21 protein-coding genes and 1 tRNA gene are annotated in these 19,167 nt (G+C 65.9%); 16 read left to right on the forward strand and 6 right to left on the reverse strand.

Features of this window, described 5'->3' with window-relative positions:
• The first annotated feature begins 139 nt into the window (after positions 1 to 139).
• From glyA to E6C48_RS01835, 8 genes are all read left to right on the forward strand, one after another.
• Positions 140 to 1,453 (forward strand): serine hydroxymethyltransferase, encoded by a 1,314-nt coding sequence (glyA, locus tag E6C48_RS01800; protein ID WP_136353366.1) that lies wholly within the window; start codon positions 140 to 142, stop codon positions 1,451 to 1,453.
• A 120-nt stretch (positions 1,454 to 1,573) separates the two neighbouring features.
• On the forward strand, positions 1,574 to 2,041 hold the full coding sequence (gene nrdR / locus E6C48_RS01805) for a transcriptional regulator NrdR (protein ID WP_136353368.1): 468 nt from the start codon (positions 1,574 to 1,576) through the stop codon (positions 2,039 to 2,041).
• A complete protein-coding gene (gene ribD / locus E6C48_RS01810) occupies positions 2,041 to 3,165 on the forward strand; it encodes a bifunctional diaminohydroxyphosphoribosylaminopyrimidine deaminase/5-amino-6-(5-phosphoribosylamino)uracil reductase RibD (RefSeq protein ID WP_136353370.1) in 1,125 nt (374 codons plus the stop codon). Before nrdR ends, ribD begins: the two co-directional genes overlap by 1 nt.
• On the forward strand, positions 3,165 to 3,782 hold the full coding sequence (locus tag E6C48_RS01815) for a riboflavin synthase (protein ID WP_136353373.1): 618 nt from the start codon (positions 3,165 to 3,167) through the stop codon (positions 3,780 to 3,782). Before ribD ends, E6C48_RS01815 begins: the two co-directional genes overlap by 1 nt.
• A gap of 94 nt (positions 3,783 to 3,876) precedes the next feature.
• Positions 3,877 to 4,371, forward strand: a complete 495-nt coding sequence (ribH, locus tag E6C48_RS01820) for a 6,7-dimethyl-8-ribityllumazine synthase (protein WP_136353375.1) — start codon at positions 3,877 to 3,879, stop codon at positions 4,369 to 4,371.
• Positions 4,368 to 4,862: a transcription antitermination factor NusB gene (nusB, locus tag E6C48_RS01825; protein WP_136353377.1), complete on the forward strand. Its 495-nt coding sequence runs from the start codon at positions 4,368 to 4,370 to the stop codon at positions 4,860 to 4,862. Before ribH ends, nusB begins: the two co-directional genes overlap by 4 nt.
• Complete coding sequence (locus E6C48_RS01830; protein WP_136353379.1) at positions 4,859 to 6,073, forward strand: MFS transporter; 1,215 nt, start codon at positions 4,859 to 4,861, stop codon at positions 6,071 to 6,073. The genes nusB and E6C48_RS01830 overlap by 4 nt, the downstream gene beginning before the upstream one ends.
• A gap of 255 nt (positions 6,074 to 6,328) precedes the next feature.
• Positions 6,329 to 8,470 carry a sodium-translocating pyrophosphatase gene (locus E6C48_RS01835; RefSeq protein ID WP_136353382.1) on the forward strand — a complete coding sequence of 714 codons (2,142 nt, stop codon included), beginning with the start codon at positions 6,329 to 6,331 and terminating at the stop codon, positions 8,468 to 8,470.
• Between the two features lie 113 nt (positions 8,471 to 8,583).
• On the opposite strand, the gene E6C48_RS01840 is transcribed toward E6C48_RS01835, so the two are convergent.
• A complete protein-coding gene (locus E6C48_RS01840; RefSeq protein ID WP_407940936.1) occupies positions 8,584 to 9,117 on the reverse strand; it encodes an outer membrane protein assembly factor BamE in 534 nt (177 codons plus the stop codon).
• 135 nt (positions 9,118 to 9,252) lie between these two features.
• Here E6C48_RS01840 and E6C48_RS01845 point away from each other — a divergent pair, with 135 nt between their 5' ends.
• From E6C48_RS01845 to E6C48_RS23090, 8 genes are all read left to right on the forward strand, one after another.
• Positions 9,253 to 9,810: a ubiquinol-cytochrome C chaperone family protein gene (locus tag E6C48_RS01845; protein ID WP_136353384.1), complete on the forward strand. Its 558-nt coding sequence runs from the start codon at positions 9,253 to 9,255 to the stop codon at positions 9,808 to 9,810.
• Complete coding sequence (locus tag E6C48_RS01850) at positions 9,800 to 10,345, forward strand: YceD family protein (RefSeq protein WP_136353386.1); 546 nt, start codon at positions 9,800 to 9,802, stop codon at positions 10,343 to 10,345. Before E6C48_RS01845 ends, E6C48_RS01850 begins: the two co-directional genes overlap by 11 nt.
• A 100-nt stretch (positions 10,346 to 10,445) precedes the next feature.
• Positions 10,446 to 11,519, forward strand: a complete 1,074-nt coding sequence (gene plsX / locus E6C48_RS01855; protein WP_136353388.1) for a phosphate acyltransferase PlsX — start codon at positions 10,446 to 10,448, stop codon at positions 11,517 to 11,519.
• 9 nt (positions 11,520 to 11,528) lie between these two features.
• Complete coding sequence (locus E6C48_RS01860; protein WP_136353390.1) at positions 11,529 to 12,500, forward strand: beta-ketoacyl-ACP synthase III; 972 nt, start codon at positions 11,529 to 11,531, stop codon at positions 12,498 to 12,500.
• Between the two features lie 99 nt (positions 12,501 to 12,599).
• Entirely contained in the window at positions 12,600 to 12,920 is a 321-nt protein-coding gene (locus tag E6C48_RS01865; protein ID WP_136353392.1) for an integration host factor subunit alpha, read from the forward strand.
• A gap of 141 nt (positions 12,921 to 13,061) precedes the next feature.
• Positions 13,062 to 13,604: a MerR family transcriptional regulator gene (locus tag E6C48_RS01870; protein ID WP_136353394.1), complete on the forward strand. Its 543-nt coding sequence runs from the start codon at positions 13,062 to 13,064 to the stop codon at positions 13,602 to 13,604.
• 108 nt (positions 13,605 to 13,712) lie between these two features.
• Positions 13,713 to 14,021, forward strand: coding sequence for a hypothetical protein (locus E6C48_RS01875; protein WP_136353396.1), 309 nt, complete (start codon positions 13,713 to 13,715; stop codon positions 14,019 to 14,021).
• Between the two features lie 180 nt (positions 14,022 to 14,201).
• Complete coding sequence (locus tag E6C48_RS23090) at positions 14,202 to 14,681, forward strand: EF-hand domain-containing protein (protein ID WP_136353398.1); 480 nt, start codon at positions 14,202 to 14,204, stop codon at positions 14,679 to 14,681.
• 127 nt (positions 14,682 to 14,808) lie between these two features.
• Here E6C48_RS23090 and E6C48_RS01885 read toward each other — a convergent pair.
• From E6C48_RS01885 to E6C48_RS01905, 5 genes are all read right to left on the reverse strand, one after another.
• A tRNA-Pro gene (locus E6C48_RS01885) sits at positions 14,809 to 14,885 on the reverse strand.
• 194 nt (positions 14,886 to 15,079) lie between these two features.
• Positions 15,080 to 16,204 (reverse strand): DNA-processing protein DprA, encoded by a 1,125-nt coding sequence (gene dprA / locus E6C48_RS01890; RefSeq protein ID WP_136353400.1) that lies wholly within the window; start codon positions 16,202 to 16,204, stop codon positions 15,080 to 15,082.
• Complete coding sequence (gene plsY, locus E6C48_RS01895; protein WP_136353402.1) at positions 16,201 to 16,788, reverse strand: glycerol-3-phosphate 1-O-acyltransferase PlsY; 588 nt, start codon at positions 16,786 to 16,788, stop codon at positions 16,201 to 16,203. Before plsY ends, dprA begins: the two co-directional genes overlap by 4 nt.
• Before the next feature lie 33 nt (positions 16,789 to 16,821).
• The gene (locus tag E6C48_RS01900) at positions 16,822 to 18,108 is read right to left on the reverse strand and encodes a dihydroorotase (RefSeq protein ID WP_136353404.1); all 1,287 of its coding nucleotides are present in this window, start codon (positions 18,106 to 18,108) and stop codon (positions 16,822 to 16,824) included.
• Entirely contained in the window at positions 18,105 to 19,067 is a 963-nt protein-coding gene (locus E6C48_RS01905) for an aspartate carbamoyltransferase catalytic subunit (RefSeq protein WP_136353406.1), read from the reverse strand. The genes E6C48_RS01900 and E6C48_RS01905 overlap by 4 nt, the downstream gene beginning before the upstream one ends.
• Positions 19,068 to 19,167: the final 100 nt, after the last annotated feature.

Raw genomic sequence — 19,167 nt, forward strand, 5'->3', positions numbered from 1 at the left:
AGGCTGCCTTCGGGCGGCCTTTTTCTTTGCGCGACGACGTATTGGCGCAAACCGGCCAGCAAAATTCGTGGTCCACATGGCGAGGCGCGGACAACTGTGTTAAGGGCGCGCAGTTCCTCCGACAGCAAGGGTTCCAGCCATGGCAACAGCACCGGCCGCCTCGAATCATCTCGAGTCCTTTTTTGAAACGCCGCTCGCGGAGGCCGATCCCGAAATCTTCGGCGCCATCCGCGACGAACTCGGCCGCCAGCGTCACGAAATCGAGCTGATCGCCTCGGAAAACATCGTTTCCCGCGCCGTGCTGGAGGCGCAGGGCTCGATCATGACCAACAAATATGCCGAGGGTTATCCCGGCAAGCGCTACTACGGCGGCTGCCAGTTCGTCGACGTGGCCGAGACGCTGGCCATCGAGCGCGCCAAGAAGCTGTTCGACTGCAATTTCGCCAACGTGCAGCCGAACTCCGGCAGCCAGATGAACCAGGCCGTGTTCCTGGCGCTGCTGCAGCCTGGCGACACCTTCATGGGCCTCGACCTCAATTCCGGCGGTCACCTGACGCACGGCTCGCCGGTCAACATGAGCGGCAAGTGGTTCAAGGTCGTCTCCTATGGCGTGCGGCGGGACGATCACCTGCTCGACATGGACGAGATCGAGAGACAGGCCCAAGAGCACAAGCCGAAGCTGATCCTGGCCGGCGGCACCGCCTATTCGCGCATCTGGGACTGGAAGCGCTTCCGCGAGATCGCCGATTCCATCGGCGCCTATCTGATGGTCGACATGGCGCACATCGCCGGCCTCGTCGCCGGCGGCCAGCACCCGTCGCCGCTGCCCTATGCGCATGTCGTCACCACCACCACGCATAAGAGCCTGCGCGGGCCGCGCGGCGGCATGGTTCTGACCAATGACGAGGACATCGCCAAGAAGATCAACTCGGCGGTGTTCCCCGGCCTGCAGGGCGGACCGCTGATGCACGTCATCGCCGCCAAGGCGGTGGCCTTCGGCGAGGCGCTGAAGCCGAGCTTCAAGACCTACGCGGCCAACATCGTCGCCAATTCCAAGGCCCTGGCCTCCTCGTTGCAGGAGACCGGCCTCGACATCGTCTCCGGCGGCACCGACAACCACCTGATGCTGGTCGACCTTCGCCCGAAGAACGCCACCGGCAAGCGGGCGGAAGCGGCCCTCGGGCGCGCCAACATCACCTGCAACAAGAACGGCATCCCGTTCGATCCGGAAAAGCCGTTCGTCACCTCTGGCGTGCGGCTCGGCACGCCGGCCGGCACGACGCGCGGCTTCGGCCAGGCCGAGTTCCGCGAGATCGGCAAGCTGATCGCCGAGGTGCTGGACGGGCTGAAGGTGGCCAATTCCGACGAAGGCAACGCCGCCGTGGAAGCGGCGGTTAAAGCCAAGGTGACGGCGCTGACCGACCGCTTCCCGCTGTACCCATATCTGGGGTGAGGGCGAGGCCTCTGGCGGTGGCGCGGGCCGCTCGCTATCTGTAGGAGGACGGGCCGCCCTTTGCCGCAACGGCAAAAGGCTCTAAGCCTGTCCTTCACCAGATTCGAGAGCGTTGTTCCCATGCGTTGCCCCTATTGCCAGTCCGAAGACACGCAGGTGAAGGATTCGCGCCCCGCCGAAGACGGCGCGGCGATCCGCAGGCGGCGCGTCTGTCCCGATTGCGGCGGTCGCTTCACCACTTTCGAGCGCGTGCAATTGCGCGATCTCGTCGTCGTCAAGAAGTCGGGCCGCAAGGTGCCGTTCGACCGCGACAAGCTGTTGCGTTCGGTCGAGATCGCGCTGCGCAAGCGCAACGTCGAGCCAGACCGTATCGACCGCGCCGTCACCGGCATCGTGCGGCAGCTCGAAAGCTCCGGCGAGACGGAAATCCCGTCGGCGGAGATCGGCCGGCTGGTCATGGAGGCGCTGAAGTCGCTGGACGACGTCGCCTATGTGCGCTTCGCTTCGGTCTACCGCAATTTCCGCGAGGCCAAGGATTTCCACGAATTGCTCGGCGAGTTGAAGGGCGACGAGGAAGCGGCGGAATAATGGCCGGCAAGGCCGCAGCAGGACAGGATGCGATCGATCGCCGCTTCATGGCGGCGGCACTCAGGCTGTCGCGCCGCAACGCCGGGCGGACGGCGACCAATCCCTCGGTCGGGACGGTGATCGTGCGCGACGACGGGGCAGGGCCTTTCATCGTCGGCACGGGCGTCACCGCCGTCGGCGGCCGCCCCCATGCAGAGACGGAAGCCCTGGCGGAAGCCGTCGAGCTGGCACGCGGCGCTACCGCCTATGTCACGCTGGAGCCCTGCGCCCATCACGGTCGCACGCCGCCTTGCGCCAACGCGCTGGTCAATGCCGGCGTGGCGCGCGTCGTCGGCGCCGCCAGCGACCCCGATCCGCGCGTCTCGGGCAAGGGCTATGCGATCCTGCGCGCCGCCGGCGTCGAGGTGACGGAGGGCGTGCTGGCACGCGAGGCGGCCGAGCAAATGGTCGGCTATATGAGCCGTTCGTTGAGGAAGCGGCCGGAAGTGATCCTGAAACTTGCGCTTTCGGTCGACGGTAAGATCGGCCGGCGCGGCGCCGGACAGGTGTCGATCACCGGCGAGAGCGCACGACGCGAGGTGCATCTGATGCGCGCCGAGGCCGATGCGATCCTGGTCGGCATCGGCACCGTGCTTGAAGACGACCCGGCATTGACGGTACGGCTGCCGGGACTGGAAAGCCGTTCGCCGATCCGCGTGGTGCTCGACCGGCATGCCCGACTCCCCGAGGCGTCGAAGCTGGTGGCCGGCATTGACCGCGTGCCGGTTTATGTGGCCGCCTGCGAGCATGCCGATCCGCAGCGAAAGGCCGCATTGGAGCGCCTTGGCGTGCGCTTCATCGGCACGGAAACCGTGGACAGTCGCGTCGCGCTGCCCGAACTGATGGAAGACCTTGCCGCGCTCGGCATGGCGAGCGTGCTGGTGGAAGGCGGCGCGGAAGTCGCGAAGGCGTTTCTCGCCGACGACCTGGTCGACCGCATCGTGCTGTTTCGCGGTGCGGTCGAGGTGGGCGAGGGCGGTATTGCCGCCCCGCTGGATGAGGACCATATCCCGACGGGCTTCCGGCGGGTGCGGGACATGCGCTTCGGCGACGACCTCTACGGCGAGTGGATAAGGGGTATGTGATGTTCACGGGTATCGTCACCGACATCGGCACGGTCGCAGGCGTCAAGCCGCTCAAGGAGGGCGTGGGCCTGCGCATCGACACGGCCTACGATCCCGCTTCCATCGACATCGGCGCATCGATCTCGTGCGGCGGCGTGTGCCTGACGGTGACGGCGCTGCCCGAGGGCGGGTCCAATGCACGCTGGTTCGAGGTCGAGGCCTGGGAGGAGGCGCTGCGGTTGACTACCGCCTCGGACTGGAAGGTGGGAACGCGTATCAACCTCGAGCGGGCGTTGAAGATCGGCGACGAACTGGGTGGCCATATCGTTTCCGGCCATGTCGACGGCATGGCCGAGATCGTGGCGCGCGAGGACGAGGGCGATGCGGTCCGCTTCACGCTGGAAGCGCCGCGCGAACTCGCGAAATTCATCGCGCCGAAGGGGTCGGTGGCGCTGGACGGCACCTCGCTGACCGTCAACAAGGTTTCCGGCACGCGCTTCGACGTGCTTTTGATCCACCACTCGCTGTCGGTGACGACCTGGGGCGAACGCAAGGCGGGCGACCGAGTCAATCTCGAAGTCGACACGATGGCGCGCTACGCCGCGCGTCTGGCCGAGGCGGCGAGAGAAGGGCTTTGAGGCCAGCGGCCGAATTTCTCCGTCCCGCCTGCTTCGCGGCGCTTGCGGTATGGTGCGCTTCGGCCTAAGTGACGCGCTTCCTTCGGAGAGCTTCATGGCTGGCATATCTGAACACGGCAAGGCGTTCATCCGTCCGAAACGCAAGGCGCATCTGCTCGTCATCGAGGCGCGTTTCCACGACGACCTCGCCGACGCGCTGCTCGACGGCGCCACCAAGGCGCTGGAAGAGGCCGGGGCGACATATGATGTCGTCACCGTTCCCGGCTCGCTGGAGATACCGGCCGTCATTTCCTTTGCTCTGGATGGCGCGGCCGAGGGCGGCACGGCCTATGACGGCTTCGTGGCGCTTGGCACCGTTGTTCGCGGCGACACCTATCATTTCGACATCGTCGCCAACGAATCCTCACGCGCGCTCATGGACCTTGCGGTGCAGGAAGCACTCTGTATCGGCAACGGCATCCTCACCACCGAGAACGACGAGCAGGCCTGGGTGCGTGCCCGCCGCAGCGAGGGCGACAAGGGCGGTTTCGCCGCGCGCGCGGCACTCACCATGATCGCGCTCAAGGAACGCCTGGGAGCCTCGTCGTGAGTGGACCTGCGGCACCGGGCCAACCGTTTCGCCCGGCCAACAAGCGCGGCGCCGCGCGGCTCGCGGCCGTGCAGGCGCTTTACCAGATGGATGTCGCCGGCAGCGGACTGCTGGAGATCACCGCGGAATACGAGGCGTTCCGGCTGGGCAAGGAAGTGGACGGCGCGCTCTACCGCGAGGCCGACGCCCAGTGGTTCCGCGCCATCCTTGCCGGCGTGGTGGAAAACCAGAAGACGGTCGATCCGATCATCCGCCAGGCGCTGACCGAAGACTGGCCGCTGTCCAGGCTGGATTCGACGCTGCGCGCCATCCTGCGCGCCGGCGTCTACGAGTTGATGAAGCGCGAGGACGTGCCGGTGGCCGTCATCGTTTCCGAATATGTCGACATCGCCAAGGCATTCTACGAAGAGGACGAGCCGAAGCTGGTGAACGCCGTGCTCGACCGCGTGGCGCGCCGGGTGCGCGGCGAGGGGCGGGGCAAGGACGCATGACTGCTACGACTGCGAGCGACGTCGCCGCGGAAGCGCGCCGCACAGCCATCATCCTTTCGGCAGCGCAGGCTGTGCTGGGTTCGGCGGGGCCGATCTGCTTCGCGCTGGGCGCGCTTGCCGGTCATTTCATGCTTGGCGCCGACAAGTCGCTGGCGACGGCGCCGCTGACCGGCTACAGCGTCGGCCTTGCGGTCGGCGCCTTGCCGGCGGCGGCGATCATCCGCAAGCTTGGCCACCGCGACGGCTTCGTCACCGGTTCCGGCGTCGCCGCGCTCGGCGGGTTGGTGGCGGCGATAGCGCTTTTCCAGTCCAGTTTCTGGCTGTTCGCCTTCGGTCTTGCCGTCGTTGGCATGGGCAACGCCTTCGTGCAGCAGTTCCGCTTCGCCGCCGCCGATAACGCGCCGCCGGAATTCAAGGCGCGCGCCATTTCGCTGGTGCTTGCCGGCGGCATCGTGACGGCGGTGCTGGGACCGCAGACCGTCATCTTCACGCATGAGCTGCTGGCGCCCGTGCCGTTCGCCGGCTCTTTCGTGGCGATCATCGGACTGTCGGCGATCGGTGCTGCCATCCTTTTTTTCCTGCCGACCCGCAAAGCCGTCGAAACCCAGCGGACGCAGGCCGATACGGGCCGGCCGCTGCTCGAGATCATCTCCCAGCCGCGCTACGCCGTGGCGTTGCTGTGCGCCGTCGGCTCCTATTCGATGATGACCTTCGTCATGACCGGTGCTCCGCTCGCCATGGTCGGCTGCGGCTTTTCCTCGGACGATGCGACGCTCGGCATCTCCTGGCATGTGATGGCGATGTTCGCGCCGAGCTTCTTCACCGGCCGGCTCATTCACCGGTTCGGCGCGATCACCATCGTGACCTGTGGCTTCGCCCTTTTGATCGCCTGTTCGCTGGTGGCGCTGTCGGGGATCGAACTGTGGCAGTTCTGGACGGCATTGATCCTGCTCGGTCTCGGCTGGAACTTCGCCTTCATCGGCTCGACCGCGATCGTGGCTGCCTGCTACCACCCCGAAGAGAAGGGCAAGGCGCAGGGTTTCCACGACTTCGTGCTGTTTTCCTCCGTCGCCTTCGCCTCGCTGATGTCCGGCGCGGTCTACAACGCCTGGGGATGGGAAATGCTGGCCACCATCGTCCTGCCGGTGACGGGGCTTTGCCTTGCACTTCTGTTCGTGCAACGACTCTTGAGCCGACGCCTGCCCGGCTGACGCGAATAGCAATGCCGCCCGGCGGATCGGCCTCACCGATCTTTCAATCGATATAAACATTGCTTCGAGCCGCGATCTTGGCGGCGACTTGAACTTTCGGGCGAAAACGGGGCAAAAACCGAACAATATCTTGACGTTCGCGAACCTGTTTCGCTAAGCCTCCTGCGGAGGGCCGGGTTTCCGCTCGCTCGCGGATCCGGCCCCGATTTCAACGTCGGGGCGTCCGCCGCCGGCATCATCGGGGAAAATCCGCAAATGACCATGCTTTATGTCGTCATTCTCTGCGGCGTGCTTTCAATTCTCTACGCCATCTGGGCGACGCAGTCCGTACTCGCGTCGGATCAGGGCAATGCACGCATGCAGGAAATCTCGGCTGCGATCCGCGAAGGCGCGCAGGCCTATCTCACTCGTCAGTACACCACCATCGCCATCGTCGGCGTCGTCGTCTTCCTGCTGGCCTGGTGGCTCCTGTCCGGCACGGCCGCGATCGGCTTCCTGATCGGCGCGGTGCTGTCGGGTGCCGCCGGCTTCATCGGCATGCACGTTTCGGTCCGCGCCAACGTTCGCACCGCGCAGGCGGCCTCGAACAGCCTGTCGGCCGGCCTCGACATCGCCTTCAAGTCGGGCGCCATCACCGGCCTGCTGGTGGCGGGCCTCGCCCTGCTCGGCGTCTCCGTATACTATCTGGTGCTGACCGGGCCGCTCGGCCATCAGCCGGGCGAGCGTGAGGTCGTCGACGCGCTGGTCGCGCTCGGCTTCGGCGCTTCCCTGATCTCGATCTTCGCGCGTCTCGGAGGCGGCATCTTCACCAAGGGTGCGGACGTCGGCGGCGACCTCGTGGGCAAGGTGGAAGCCGGCATCCCCGAGGACGATCCGCGCAACCCGGCGACCATCGCCGACAATGTCGGCGACAATGTCGGCGACTGCGCCGGCATGGCCGCCGACCTCTTCGAGACCTATGCGGTGACGGTCGTCGCCACCATGGTTCTGGCGGCGATCTTCTTCGCCGGTGCAGCCAACCTCCAACAGGTGATGGTCTATCCGCTCGCCATCTGCGGCGCCTGCATCATCACCTCGATCATCGGCACCTTCTTCGTCAAGCTCGGCTCCAACGGCTCGATCATGGGCGCGCTCTACAAGGGCCTGATCGTCACCGGCATCCTGTCGGTCGTCGGCCTCGGCGCTGCCACGTCGATGACGGTCGGCTGGAACGAGGTTGGCACCGCCAACGGCATGGCCGTGACCGGCACCAACCTGTTCATCTGCGGCCTGATCGGTCTCCTGGTGACCGGGTTGATTGTCGTCATCACCGAATACTACACCGGCACCGACAAGCGCCCGGTGAACTCCATCGCCCAGGCATCGGTGACCGGCCACGGCACCAACGTCATCCAGGGCCTTGCGGTCTCGCTGGAATCGACGGCGCTGCCGGCCATCGTCATCGTCGGCGGCATCATCGCCACCTACCAGCTCGGCGGCCTGTTCGGCACGGCGATCGCGGTGACGACCATGCTCGGCCTCGCCGGCATGATCGTGGCGCTCGACGCCTTCGGCCCGGTGACGGACAACGCCGGCGGCATCGCCGAGATGGCGGGCCTGCCCAGCGAAGTGCGTCACTCCACCGACGCGCTCGACGCGGTCGGCAACACCACCAAGGCGGTGACCAAGGGCTATGCCATCGGCTCGGCCGGCCTCGGCGCGCTGGTGCTGTTCGCGGCCTATTCCAACGACCTGGAATTCTTCGCCGCCAACGGCGACAAGTATCCCTACTTCCAGGGCATGGGCACCGTCTCCTTCGACCTGTCGAACCCGTACGTCGTCGCCGGCCTGATCTTCGGCGGCCTGATCCCGTACCTGTTCGGCGGCATCGCCATGACGGCCGTTGGCCGTGCGGCGGGCTCCATCGTGGAGGAAGTACGGCGCCAGTTCCGCGAGAACCCCGGCATCATGAAGGGCACCGCCAAGCCTGACTACGCCAAGGCGGTCGACCTGCTGACCCGGGCGGCGATCAAGGAGATGATCATCCCCTCGCTGCTGCCGGTGCTTGCGCCGCTGGTCGTCTACTTCGGCGTGCTTCTGATCTCGGGCTCCAAGGCTTCGGCCTTCGCCGCGCTCGGCGCCTCGCTGCTCGGCGTCATCGTCAATGGCCTGTTCGTGGCCATCTCGATGACCTCCGGCGGCGGCGCCTGGGACAACGCCAAGAAGTCGTTCGAGGACGGCTTCACCGACAAGGACGGCGTCAAGCACCTGAAGGGTTCCGACGCCCACAAGGCTTCGGTGACCGGCGATACCGTCGGCGATCCCTACAAGGACACCGCCGGTCCGGCCGTCAACCCGGCCATCAAGATCACCAACATCGTCGCCCTGCTTCTCTTGGCAGTGCTGGCGCACGGCTGAGTTCGATAAATCCCGCGCGGTCGATGGCCGCGCGGACCAATGAAAAACCCGCGGACTTCATCGAAGTCCGCGGGTTTTGCTTTTGGATGCCCGGTTTGCGAAGGGAAGAGCGGTCAGCCGCCGCCGATCATGCTGCCGGCGGCGCCGGGCGTGAGCTTGCCGGCGCCCTTGATGATCTGCGCCAGGAAGCTCTGGTCCTTGCCGCCTGTCGGCGTGGTGCGCGAAACGAAGTCGAAGATCTTGCCATCCTTCAGGCCGTAATTGGCGATCTGGGTGACGCGGCCATCCTTGCCAAAATAGACGGCCAGCACCTTCTGGTCGACAAGCGACGGGTTGGCGAAGGCGACCGCGCGCCTGCGGGTCTGTGAGATGTAATAGAACACCTCGTTGTCGAAGGTGGCGGTGGTCGAGGGCGAGCCGAGCGCCAGAAGCACCTGCTCGCGGCTGGAGCCGACAGGCACGGAGTCGATCGCCTGCTGGTCCATGATGTAGCCCTGGTTCAGCGTCTCGCCGGGGGTGACGTCACCGAACATCTTGGACGAATTGCAGGCCGACAGCGCCGAGACGATGACGAGCATCGAAGCGATGCCGGCCGGGGCGGACGAAAACCTCGACTTGAAATTCAGCGCGCGCAACAACAACTCCATTCCGTCTCTCTAGAGCCCGCGTCCGAAGTCGATCGTCGGCTCTGGCTTGCACGAGACGGCAAAACCGGTAAACCAGCTTAGCCACCGATGCAACAACGCCAGCCCAACAAACAGGTCACCGGGGGACCGCTCTCCATGTTCCAGCGCCTGTTCGGCCGCGAACGCCGAGCCAACCGCGCCATCACCGACGCGCTCTACGGTCAAATCGTGGCGGCGGCGCGGCAGGAGACGTTTTATTCCGACTGGCAGGTGCCGGACACGCCGCTCGGCCGATTCGAGATGCTGTCGCTCGTCATGCTGTTGTTCCAGCACCGGCTGCGCGGCGAGGGCGGTCCGGCGCGCGAAGTGGCGCAGGTGCTGATCGACGAGTTCTTCACCGACGTCGAGCATTCGCTGAGGGAACTGGGCATCAGCGATCCGGGCGTGCCCAAGCGCATGAAGCGGCTCGCCAAGATGTTCTACGGGCGCACCGCCGCCTATTCCGATGCGCTCGACCAGGCCGATGCCGGGGCACTCGCCGCCGCCCTTGCCCGCAACGTGCGGCCGGATACGGCGGAGTGGGCGCAGGCAACCGATCTCGCCGCCTACGCATTCCGTGTGGAGAAGGAACTGGCGGCGCAGCCGGTCGCCGATATCTGTGCCGGACGGATGGCGTTTCCGGCAGCGAGCCAAGGAGGTGGCGATGCAGCATGAGGAGCCGAAAAGCCCGGTGTCGTTCCTGGCCCATGTGGCGCGGCTGCCGCACAGCGGCCTGCCGGTGACGATCGAAGCGGATGCGGCGCAGCGCGAGGCGCTCGCAAGCGAACATGGCCTGTTGTCGGTCGAGAACTACCGGGCGGACCTTCTGGTAAGCCCATGGAAGCGTCACGGGGTGAAGGTCGCCGGCAAGGTCGAAGCCGATATCACGCAGGCCTGCGTGGTGAGCCTCGATCCCGTCCAGGCCCATATCGACGAGCCGGTCGAGGGCCTGTTCCTGCCGCGCGACTTGAAGCTCGGCCGATTGGGCTTCGAGGGTGGCGGCGAAATCCTCTTGGACGCCGAGGGGCCGGACGCTCCCGAGACGTTCGATGGCGACTCGATCGATGTCGGTGCGCTGGCCGAGCAGTTCTTCGGCCTGGCGATCGACCCCTATCCGCACAAGCCGGGTGCCGTCTTGGACAACGGTGGCGAGGAGGCCGCCGAGAGCGAATTCCAGCGCAAGCTCAAATCCTTGCTGGGAAAATCCTGAAAGTCGGCAAGGCACTCGAAAATTCGTTGTGCGGCGGCGCAAAAACGCTATTTTCGCCGACGCGAGCGCCGCCCGAAGCCAACCGTGAGATGACCGCAGCTTGATCAGGATTTCCATCGATGCCATGGGCGGCGACCACGGGCCGGGCGTGGTCGTGCCTGCGCTTGCGCAGGTCGCGGTCCGTCGCCCAGACATCCGCTTCATCGTCTACGGGCGGGAAGAGGCGGTTCGCCCCGAGCTCGCCAAATTCCCCGCGCTGCAGGAGAAATCCGAGTTCTTTCATTGCGACGTCGCGGTCAAGATGGACGACAAGCCGAGCCAGGCGCTGCGGCACGGCCGCTGGAAGTCCTCGATGTGGAAGGCCATCGAGGCGGTGAAGGCGGAAACGGCGGATGCCTGCGTGTCGGCCGGCAACACCGGCGCGCTGATGGCTATGTCGAAATTCTGCCTGCGCACCATGGCCAGCATCGACCGTCCGGCGATCGCCGCCATCTGGCCGACGCTGCGCGGCGAGAGCGTGGTGCTGGACGTCGGCGCCACCATCGGGGCAGACGCCCAGCAACTCATCGATTTCGCCATCCTGGGCACCGGCATGGCGCGTTCCGTTTTCGGCATCGAGCGCCCGACGGTCGGCCTGCTCAATGTCGGCGTGGAGGAGATCAAGGGCCAGGAGGAGGTCAAGGAGGCCGGACGCATGCTGCGTGAGGCCGACATGGCCTCGATGACCTATCACGGCTTCGTCGAGGGCGACGACATCGGCAAGGGAACGGTCGACGTGGTGGTGACGGAAGGGTTTTCCGGCAATATCGCGCTGAAGACCGCCGAGGGCACGGCCCGCCAGATCGCCGGCTACCTGCGTGCCGCCATGGGGCGCACGCTGATGGCGCGCATCGGCTACCTGTTCGCCAGAAGCGCCTTCAACACGCTGCGCGAGAAGATGGACGTCAGCCGCGCCAACGGCGGCGTTTTCCTCGGCCTCAACGGCATCGTGGTCAAAAGCCATGGCGGGGCCGATTCGGAAGGGTTTGCGGCGGCGGTGGAACTTGCCTACGACATGGCGCGCAACCGGCTTTTCGATCGCATCGAGGCGGATCTCGATCTGTTTCATGCCCGCAACCCGCAATCTCAGCTAACGAGAAAGCCCGCCGTCGCCGACGACGGCGAGGACAGGTAGGACAAGACCTTGATAAGATCCATCGTGCGCGGCACCGGTGCCGCGCTGCCCCGCCGCATCATGAAGAACGCCGACTTCGAAGGCATGGTCGAAACCTCCGACGAGTGGATCGTCCAGCGCACCGGCATCCGCCAGCGCCACATCGCCGCCGAGGACGAGACGACGGCGTCGCTCGGGGAGGCGGCGGCGCGCGAGGCGCTGAAGAATGCCGGGCTCACGCCCGACGACATCGACCTGATCGTGCTCGCCACCTCGACGCCGAACAACACATTCCCGGCGACGGCGGTGGAAATCCAGCAGCGACTCGGCATGCGCCATGGCTTTGCCTTCGACATGCAGGCGGTCTGCTCCGGCTTCGTCTACGCCATGACGACGGCCGACCTCTATATCCGCGGCGGCCTGGCCAAACGCGTGCTGGTGATCGGCTCGGAGACGTTCTCGCGCCTGCTCGACTGGACCGATCGCTCGACCTGCGTCCTGTTCGGCGACGGCGCCGGCGCGCTGGTGCTGGAAGCGGGCGAGGGCGAGGGCACAATCGCTGACCATGGCGTGCTGGCCGCCAGCCTGCGTTCCGACGGCACGCATCGCGAAAAGCTCTATGTCGACGGCGGCCCGTCCACCACCGGCACGGTCGGGCATTTGAGGATGGAAGGCCGCGAGGTGTTCAAGCACGCGGTCGGCATGATCACTGACGTGATCGAGGCGACGTTCGACCAGGCCGGCATCACCGCCGACGATCTCGCCTGGTTCGTGCCGCACCAGGCGAATAAACGGATTATTGACGCTTCCGCCAAGAAGCTCGGGATAGCCGAGGAGAAGGTGGTGGTCACCGTCGATCTGCACGGTAATACATCGGCGGCGTCGGTGCCGCTGGCACTGTCGATCGCGGTGGCGGACGGTCGCATCAAGCGCGGCGACCTGGTGTTGCTGGAGGCGATGGGCGGTGGTTTCACCTGGGGCGCGGTGCTGATTCGCTGGTAGGAGAGAACCGAACGGTTCGGTCCTTGACCTAGGCGGTTCAATTACTTACGCTCCGCCGCGCCTTGTATATTTGTCGATTTAAGCTGATGGGACGGTCGCATGGGGGGAAAGACACTTACGCGTGCTGACCTTGCCGAAGCCGTCTATCGTAAGGTCGGCCTGTCGCGCACGGAATCCGCCGAATTGGTCGAAGCGGTGCTGGACGAGATCTGCACGGCCATCGTGCGCGGCGAAACGGTCAAGCTTTCGTCCTTCGCAACGTTTCACGTCCGCTCCAAGAACGAGCGCATCGGCCGCAATCCCAAGACCGGCGAGGAAGTGCCGATCCTGCCGCGCCGGGTGATGACCTTCAAGGCGTCGAACGTCTTGAAGAATCGCATCCTCAAGGCGCACCAGAACAAGGCCAAGGGCGGCAAGTAGCCATCCGCGCAACGGCAGATGGCGGTTGACAAGTCGGCCGGCGTTTGACGCCAGGCTTGAATATCGGTCAACAAACCGCTGAAATAAGGCTCGATTCGGCGCTATGATGCCGTATCTACGTCCAGCCCGAGGATTCATCCCATGGACAAGAGCCCCGACGCCTTCCGTACCATCAGCGAGGTCGCAGAGGACCTCGACCTGCCGCAGCATGTCCTGCGCTTCTGGGAAACGCGCTTTTCGCAGATCAAGCCGATGAAGCGTGGTGGCGGGCGCCGCTACTACCGCCCGCAGGATGTCGATCTCATCAAGGGCATCCGCCATATGCTCTACGACCAGGGCTACACCATCAAGGGCGTGCAGAAGCTGCTGCGCGAGAACGGCAACCAGTTCCTCGTCGCCATCGGCAACGGCGACATGGCGGCGGTCGAGGCGATCGCGCAGCGCAAGCAGGCCGATGCCGTGCCGCTGACGCCGGCCGCGCAGCCGCGCGGCAGCGACGACGAGATGCTGGTGGGCCAGCCCAAGGTCAAGCCCAGCCGGCGTTTCTTCGGCCTCGGCAAGGCTGAGGAAGAAGGGCCGGTGGCGCCCGACAGCGGGCGGCTGTCGCGCGACAACCGCGCGCTGCTGCAGGAGGCACTCTTCGACCTGCTCGAGTGCAAGCGCCTGCTCGATCAGGTTCGCTGACGGCTCTTCGCAGTATCCGTCGATTCAAGATGCCGCCACATCCGCCGGGCGGCAGGAACCTTCCCCATGGCGTGGCGTTTCATGTCCTCTCGTAACAAGGACATGCTCATGGCTTCGCTTTCCAATTTGACCGACCTCGATCTGGAAAGGCAGGTCGCGGCCCTTTCGCGCGAACTTTCCGCGCTGAAGCGGGACGTCGCCAAGCGGGGCGGCGCCTATTACGACGACGGCAGGGATGCCGCGATGGATTATCTTTCCGACTTCAAGGACATGATCGGCGAGCGGCTGCCCGGTCTGCGCCGCCGCGCCTATGCGCTCGAATCCACCGCCCGCGACCATCCGGCGACCGCCGCCGCCGTCGGGCTTGTGGTTCTAGGATTGTTAGCGACCGTCGTTCTCAGCCGGCGTCGGGATTGAACGGTGCAGCGTCGATCGCAGAGATCGTCCCCGGCGAGTTCCTCAGCCGTGCCGTATTTCCGAAATCTCTAACATTACAAAGCTTTAATCCCGGCATTCATCCCCGGTTCATGCGGTTTTTTCGAAATTGCGTGTGCGTCCTCCCATGACGTGAACGAGGAAACAAGTGGAGTTGAAGTAATGAAGCGTCTCGCAGCATCTGTTATCATCCTGACTGCAATCAGTTCTGTCGGATATACATACGCACAGGGCGAAGACCAGTCCGACGTTGTGCAGGAAAAGGCCGAAACGTCGAAAGACGCCAAGGTCTTCAAGCGTGGTCCGGTCGATCTCGCCCAGTTCTCGAAGATGGACGAACTGAAGGCCGCCGACGCGAACGGCGACGGCACGCTGTCGCGCGACGAAATCGAGAACATGGTCATGAAGCGCATGGTCGAGCGGATGGCCAACCGCGCGGAACGCCGGCTGGACGTCAATGGCGACGGCAAGGTGACGCTGGACGAGATCCAGAAGCAGAAGGAAAAGGAGTTTGCCGCGCTCGATCGCAACGACGACGGCAAGCTTGACCGCAAGGAACTGCGCGCCGGCCATCACGGCAAGAAGCATGACCGGCACGGCAAGCACGGCCAGCACCACAAGCCGATGCACAAGCAGAACTAGAGAAGCGATTGCCGCTAGGCTGAATGGGCGCTGGCGAATGCTCAAACGGGGGAGGCGGCATTGCAGGCCGCCTCTTTCGATATCCATCATAGTGAGGATGGGGTTGCCCGGATGGGCGAGAAAAGAATGGTCGGAGTGGCGGGATTCGAACCCACGACCCCTTGACCCCCAGTCAAGTGCGCTACCGGGCTGCGCTACACTCCGAACCGCGTGAAGCCCTATATTCTCGACGCTTCCGGCGCAAGGCCCAATCGGACGAAATCGAGAAAAGGAATAGGGTTGGCTTCGGCGCTACTGAGCGTTCTCACGAGGTGGCGGATCGCAAATCATCTTTGGTCGTGATGGAAATCTGTTCGCCTCGCTCATTGCGAACCTTTCGGCGACAGCGTCCGCCGCATCTACACCAGCGAAACGCTGCCACCTGCATGGCGCTCCAGCCGTCCGGCGAGGTCGAGTTCCAGGAGAATGGTAAGGACCTGCGCCGCGTGCAGGCCGGTGTGGCGGATGATCTCGTCGACGGCGACGGGCGTCGGCCCCAGCGCCTCGACCACGCGGGTGCGGTCGTCATCGCCGGGCGGTGGAATGCTCGAGAAGTCTTCCGGCTCGGCCAGCGAATCGGGTGATGGCGTCGGCGCTCCGGCAAGCGGCGCCAGCGCGGCAAGGACGTCGGCGGTTTCGGTGACGAGAATGGCGCCGTCTTTCAAAAGGCCGTTGGTACCGGCCGCGCGCGGATCGAGCGGCGAACCGGGCACGGAAAAGACCAGCCGTCCCTGTTCGCCGGCGAGCCGCGCGCTGATGAGGGACCCCGAGCGATTCGCCGCCTCGACGACCACGAGGCCGAGCGCCATGCCGGCAATGATGCGGTTGCGGCGTGGAAAATCCTGCGCGCGCGGCTGCCAGCCGAACGGCATTTCTGACACGATGGCGCCGCCTTGGTCGCCGATCGCCTCGCACAATGCGGCGTTTTCCGGCGGGTAGGGCCGGTCCAGCCCGCCGGCCAGCGCCGCCACGGTGCCGGTCGGCAGGCTTGCCTGATGGGCGGCGGTGTCTATGCCGCGCGCCAGGCCGGAGACGATGGCGTAGCCCGCCGCGCCGAGTTCCGCCGCCAGCATGCGCGCCATCTTGATGCCGGCGAGCGAGGCGTTGCGGGCGCCGACGATGGCGACGGCGGGCAGGCTGAAGACGCCTTCATCGCCCTTGATCGCCAGCAGCGGCGGCGGATGGTCCATGTTCCTCAATAGCGCCGGATAGCCGGGCTCGCCGACGGCGACGAAGCGGGCGCCGAGGCGGCGCGCCGCTTCCATCTCGGCTTCGGCCTCGTCGGGCGAGGGGATGCGCACGGCCCGCGTCGCGCCGCCGTTCAGCGTCAGTTCGGGCAGCATGGCGAGAGCGCTTTCCGCCGATCCGTAGCGGTTGACGAGCTGGCGGAACGTCATCGGCCCGACATTGGGCGTGCGGATCAGGCGAAGCCAGGCAAGCCGCTGCCGGTCGCTGAGGCGCGGACCGGAAACGGACTCGCTCACCCCTTGGCCCCGATCCTGCCTTCGGTGCCGGCCATCAGGCGCTCGATGTTGGCCCGGTGGCGCCAGAAGACCAGCGCGCTCATGACGAGGAAGGCGATCGCGAACGTGCCCTGGCCCGTCAGGTAGAGCGCCACCGGCACGATGACGCAGGCGGCGAGGGCTGCGAGCGAGGAATAGCGGAAGATCGCCGCCATGATGAGCCACACGACCGCGAACACCAGCGCGATCTTCCAGGCGAGGCCGATCAGAACGCCGAGATAGGTGGCGACGCCCTTGCCGCCCTTGAAGCCGAGCCATACGGGGAAGAGATGGCCGATGAAGGCGCCGAAGCCGGCAATCGCCCCGGCTTCCGGCCCGTAGCGCAGGGCGACCGCAGCGGGCAGTGTGCCCTTGAGCGCATCGAGGACGAGGGTGGCGGCGGCAAGCCCCTTGTTGCCGGTCCTCAGCACATTGGTGGCGCCGATATTGCCCGAGCCGATGGAGCGCACGTCGCCCAGCCCGGCGGCGCGCGTGAGCAGCAGGCCGAAGGGAACGGAGCCGCACAGATAGCCGACGATCAGCACGAGAACAGGAAACAGCGTCATTTCTCCCCCGTTGCCGGCCGCGCTTGGCCGCGGTCAGGCTGCAAACACTGTGCGACCCGCAACCAGTGTTTGCAAGACCTTGCCCTGCAGCCGCGCCCCTTCGAAACAGGTGTTTTTCGAGCGCGAGCGGATTGCGGACTCGCTGACGATCCACGGCTCGTCGAGATCGACGACGACCAGATCGGCTGGCGCACCGGGCGCGAGCCGGCCACCCGGAAGGCCGAACAGTTTTGCCGGCGCCGTCGACAGCGTCTCGACCAGCCGCAGAAGCGGCAGGTCGCCGTTGTGATAGAGTCGCAGCGCCACCGAAAGCAGCGTCTCCAGCCCGATCGCACCGGCGGCGGCGTCGGCGAAGGGCAGGCGCTTGGTGTCGACGTCCTGCGGATCGTGCGAGGAGACGACCACGTCCACCGTGCCGTCGCGCAAGGCTTCGATCATCGCCAACCGATCCTCCTCGGCGCGCAGCGGTGGCATCAGCCGGAAGAAGGTGCGGTATTCGCCGACGTCGTTCTCGTTGAGCGCCAGATTGTGGATGGCGACGCCGGCCGTCACGCTGGCCCCGTCGTTCTTGGCGCGGCGCACGGCATCGGCCGCCGCTTCCGTGGATATCTTGGCGGCGTGGTAGGCGCCGCGCGTCAGCCGCGCCAGCGCAAAGTCGCGCTCCAGCGGGATGGTCTCGGCCTCGCGCGGGATGCCGGGCAGGCCGAGCCAGCTCGCATAGAGCCCTTCGTTCATGACACCGGCGCCGCCGAGGTCGGCGTCCTGCGTCTCGTGGGCAATGACGGCGCCGAAGTCGCGTGCATAGGTCAGCGCCCGGCGCATCACCAGCGAATTGGCGATGGTGTGGCGGCCGTCGGTGAAGGCCACGGCGCCTGCCTCGCGCAGCAGGCCGAACTCGGTCATTTCGCGGCCGGCCAGGCGGCGGGTGATGGCAGCGGCCGGAAAGACGTTGACGGCGGCTGTGTCGCGCGCGGTGCGCAGCACGAACTCGACCAGCGCCACGTCGTCGATCACCGGATCGGTGTCCGGCATCATGACGAGGGAGGTGACGCCGCCGGCAGCGGCCGCGATGCTCGCCGAAGCGATCGTCTCGCGGTGCTCGGCGCCCGGCTCGCCGATGAAGACGCGCGTGTCCACCAAGCCCGGCAGGATCGCCTTGCCGGCGCAATCGATCACCGTGGCGCCTTCCGGCGCACCCTGGTTGAGTGCCGCCTTGCCCGCCGCCGCGATTTTTTCCCCGTCGACGACGACGGTGCCGACCTCGTCGATGCCACGCGAGGGATCGACGACGCGGGCGTTCTGGAAGACGGTGAAGCTCATGCCGGCCGTCCCTCGTTGCGGCGCGGATCGAGCAGGGCTTCCATGACAGCCATGCGCACGGCCACCCCCATCTCGACCTGCTCCTGGATGACGCTCTGCGGACCGTCAGCGATCTCGGAGGCGATCTCGACGCCACGGTTCATCGGGCCGGGATGCATCACCAGCGCGTCGGGCTTGGCCGCCTTCAGTTTCTCGGCGTCGAGGCCAAAATAGCGGAAATATTCGCGCACCGAAGGCACGAAGGCGCCTTCCATGCGTTCGCGCTGCAGGCGCAGCATCATCACCACATCCGCGTCCTTCAGGCCGTCGGCCATGCTGCGATGGACGATGACGCCCATCTTCTCGATACCGGACGGCAGCAGCGTGGAAGGCGCCACCACGCGCACCTGCGCGCCAAGCGCATTCAACAGGATGATGTTGGAGCGCGCCACGCGCGAATGCAGGATGTCGCCGCAGATCGCCACGATCAGCTTCGACAGCGGCCCCTTGGCGCGGCGGATGGTGAGCGCATCGAGCAAGGCCTGCGTCGGATGTTCGTGCGTGCCGTCGCCGGCATTGACGACCGAGCAGCCGACCTTTTGCGCCAGGAGGGCGGCGGCGCCGGCCGACTGGTGGCGGATGATGAGGATATCCGGCCGCATGGCGTTCAGCGTCATGGCCGTATCGACCAGCGTCTCGCCCTTCTTCACCGAGGAACTCGCCACCGACATGTTCATGACGTCGGCGCCGAGGCGCTTGCCGGCGAGCTCGAAGGACGACTGCGTGCGCGTCGAGGCTTCGTAGAACAGGTTGATCTGCGTTCGCCCGCGCAGCGTCGTCGTCTTCTTCTCCGGCTGGCGCGAGATCGCCACCGCGCGATCGGCGCGTTCCAGCAAAAGTTCTATATCGGCGGGGGAAAGCGGCGCGATGCCAAGCAGATGGCGGTGCGGAAAGAGCGGCAGAGGCGAAGCGTCGGTCATCTCAAGGCGCTGCTATATTGCGCGGGGCAGGGCGCTGCAAGCACGCGCTTTGGATAGAGCGGCTTTCCACCGGTATTTTCATCGCGCCCGCGGCCACCCT

It is taken from the genome of Ollibium composti, from assembly GCF_004801285.1.
Taxonomy (GTDB): domain Bacteria; phylum Pseudomonadota; class Alphaproteobacteria; order Rhizobiales; family Rhizobiaceae; genus Mesorhizobium; species Mesorhizobium composti.

Bases quoted from the DNA above. Each gene is read 5' to 3' on its own strand.
- glyA (WP_136353366.1), top strand. From the start codon at position 140: ATGGCAACAGCACCGGCCGCCTCGAATCATCTCGAGTCCTTTTTTGAA.
- nrdR (WP_136353368.1), top strand. From the start codon at position 1,574: ATGCGTTGCCCCTATTGCCAGTCCGAAGACACGCAGGTGAAGGATTCG.
- ribD (WP_136353370.1), top strand. From the start codon at position 2,041: ATGGCCGGCAAGGCCGCAGCAGGACAGGATGCGATCGATCGCCGCTTC.
- E6C48_RS01815 (WP_136353373.1), top strand. From the start codon at position 3,165: ATGTTCACGGGTATCGTCACCGACATCGGCACGGTCGCAGGCGTCAAG.
- ribH (WP_136353375.1), top strand. From the start codon at position 3,877: ATGGCTGGCATATCTGAACACGGCAAGGCGTTCATCCGTCCGAAACGC.
- E6C48_RS01830 (WP_136353379.1), top strand. From the start codon at position 4,859: ATGACTGCTACGACTGCGAGCGACGTCGCCGCGGAAGCGCGCCGCACA.
- E6C48_RS01835 (WP_136353382.1), top strand. From the start codon at position 6,329: ATGACCATGCTTTATGTCGTCATTCTCTGCGGCGTGCTTTCAATTCTC.
- E6C48_RS01840 (WP_407940936.1), bottom strand. From the start codon at position 9,117: ATGGAGTTGTTGTTGCGCGCGCTGAATTTCAAGTCGAGGTTTTCGTCC.
- E6C48_RS01845 (WP_136353384.1), top strand. From the start codon at position 9,253: ATGTTCCAGCGCCTGTTCGGCCGCGAACGCCGAGCCAACCGCGCCATC.
- E6C48_RS01850 (WP_136353386.1), top strand. From the start codon at position 9,800: ATGCAGCATGAGGAGCCGAAAAGCCCGGTGTCGTTCCTGGCCCATGTG.
- E6C48_RS01865 (WP_136353392.1), top strand. From the start codon at position 12,600: ATGGGGGGAAAGACACTTACGCGTGCTGACCTTGCCGAAGCCGTCTAT.
- E6C48_RS01870 (WP_136353394.1), top strand. From the start codon at position 13,062: ATGGACAAGAGCCCCGACGCCTTCCGTACCATCAGCGAGGTCGCAGAG.
- E6C48_RS01875 (WP_136353396.1), top strand. From the start codon at position 13,713: ATGGCTTCGCTTTCCAATTTGACCGACCTCGATCTGGAAAGGCAGGTC.
- E6C48_RS23090 (WP_136353398.1), top strand. From the start codon at position 14,202: ATGAAGCGTCTCGCAGCATCTGTTATCATCCTGACTGCAATCAGTTCT.
- plsY (WP_136353402.1), bottom strand. From the start codon at position 16,788: ATGACGCTGTTTCCTGTTCTCGTGCTGATCGTCGGCTATCTGTGCGGC.
- E6C48_RS01900 (WP_136353404.1), bottom strand. From the start codon at position 18,108: ATGAGCTTCACCGTCTTCCAGAACGCCCGCGTCGTCGATCCCTCGCGT.
- E6C48_RS01905 (WP_136353406.1), bottom strand. From the start codon at position 19,067: ATGACCGACGCTTCGCCTCTGCCGCTCTTTCCGCACCGCCATCTGCTT.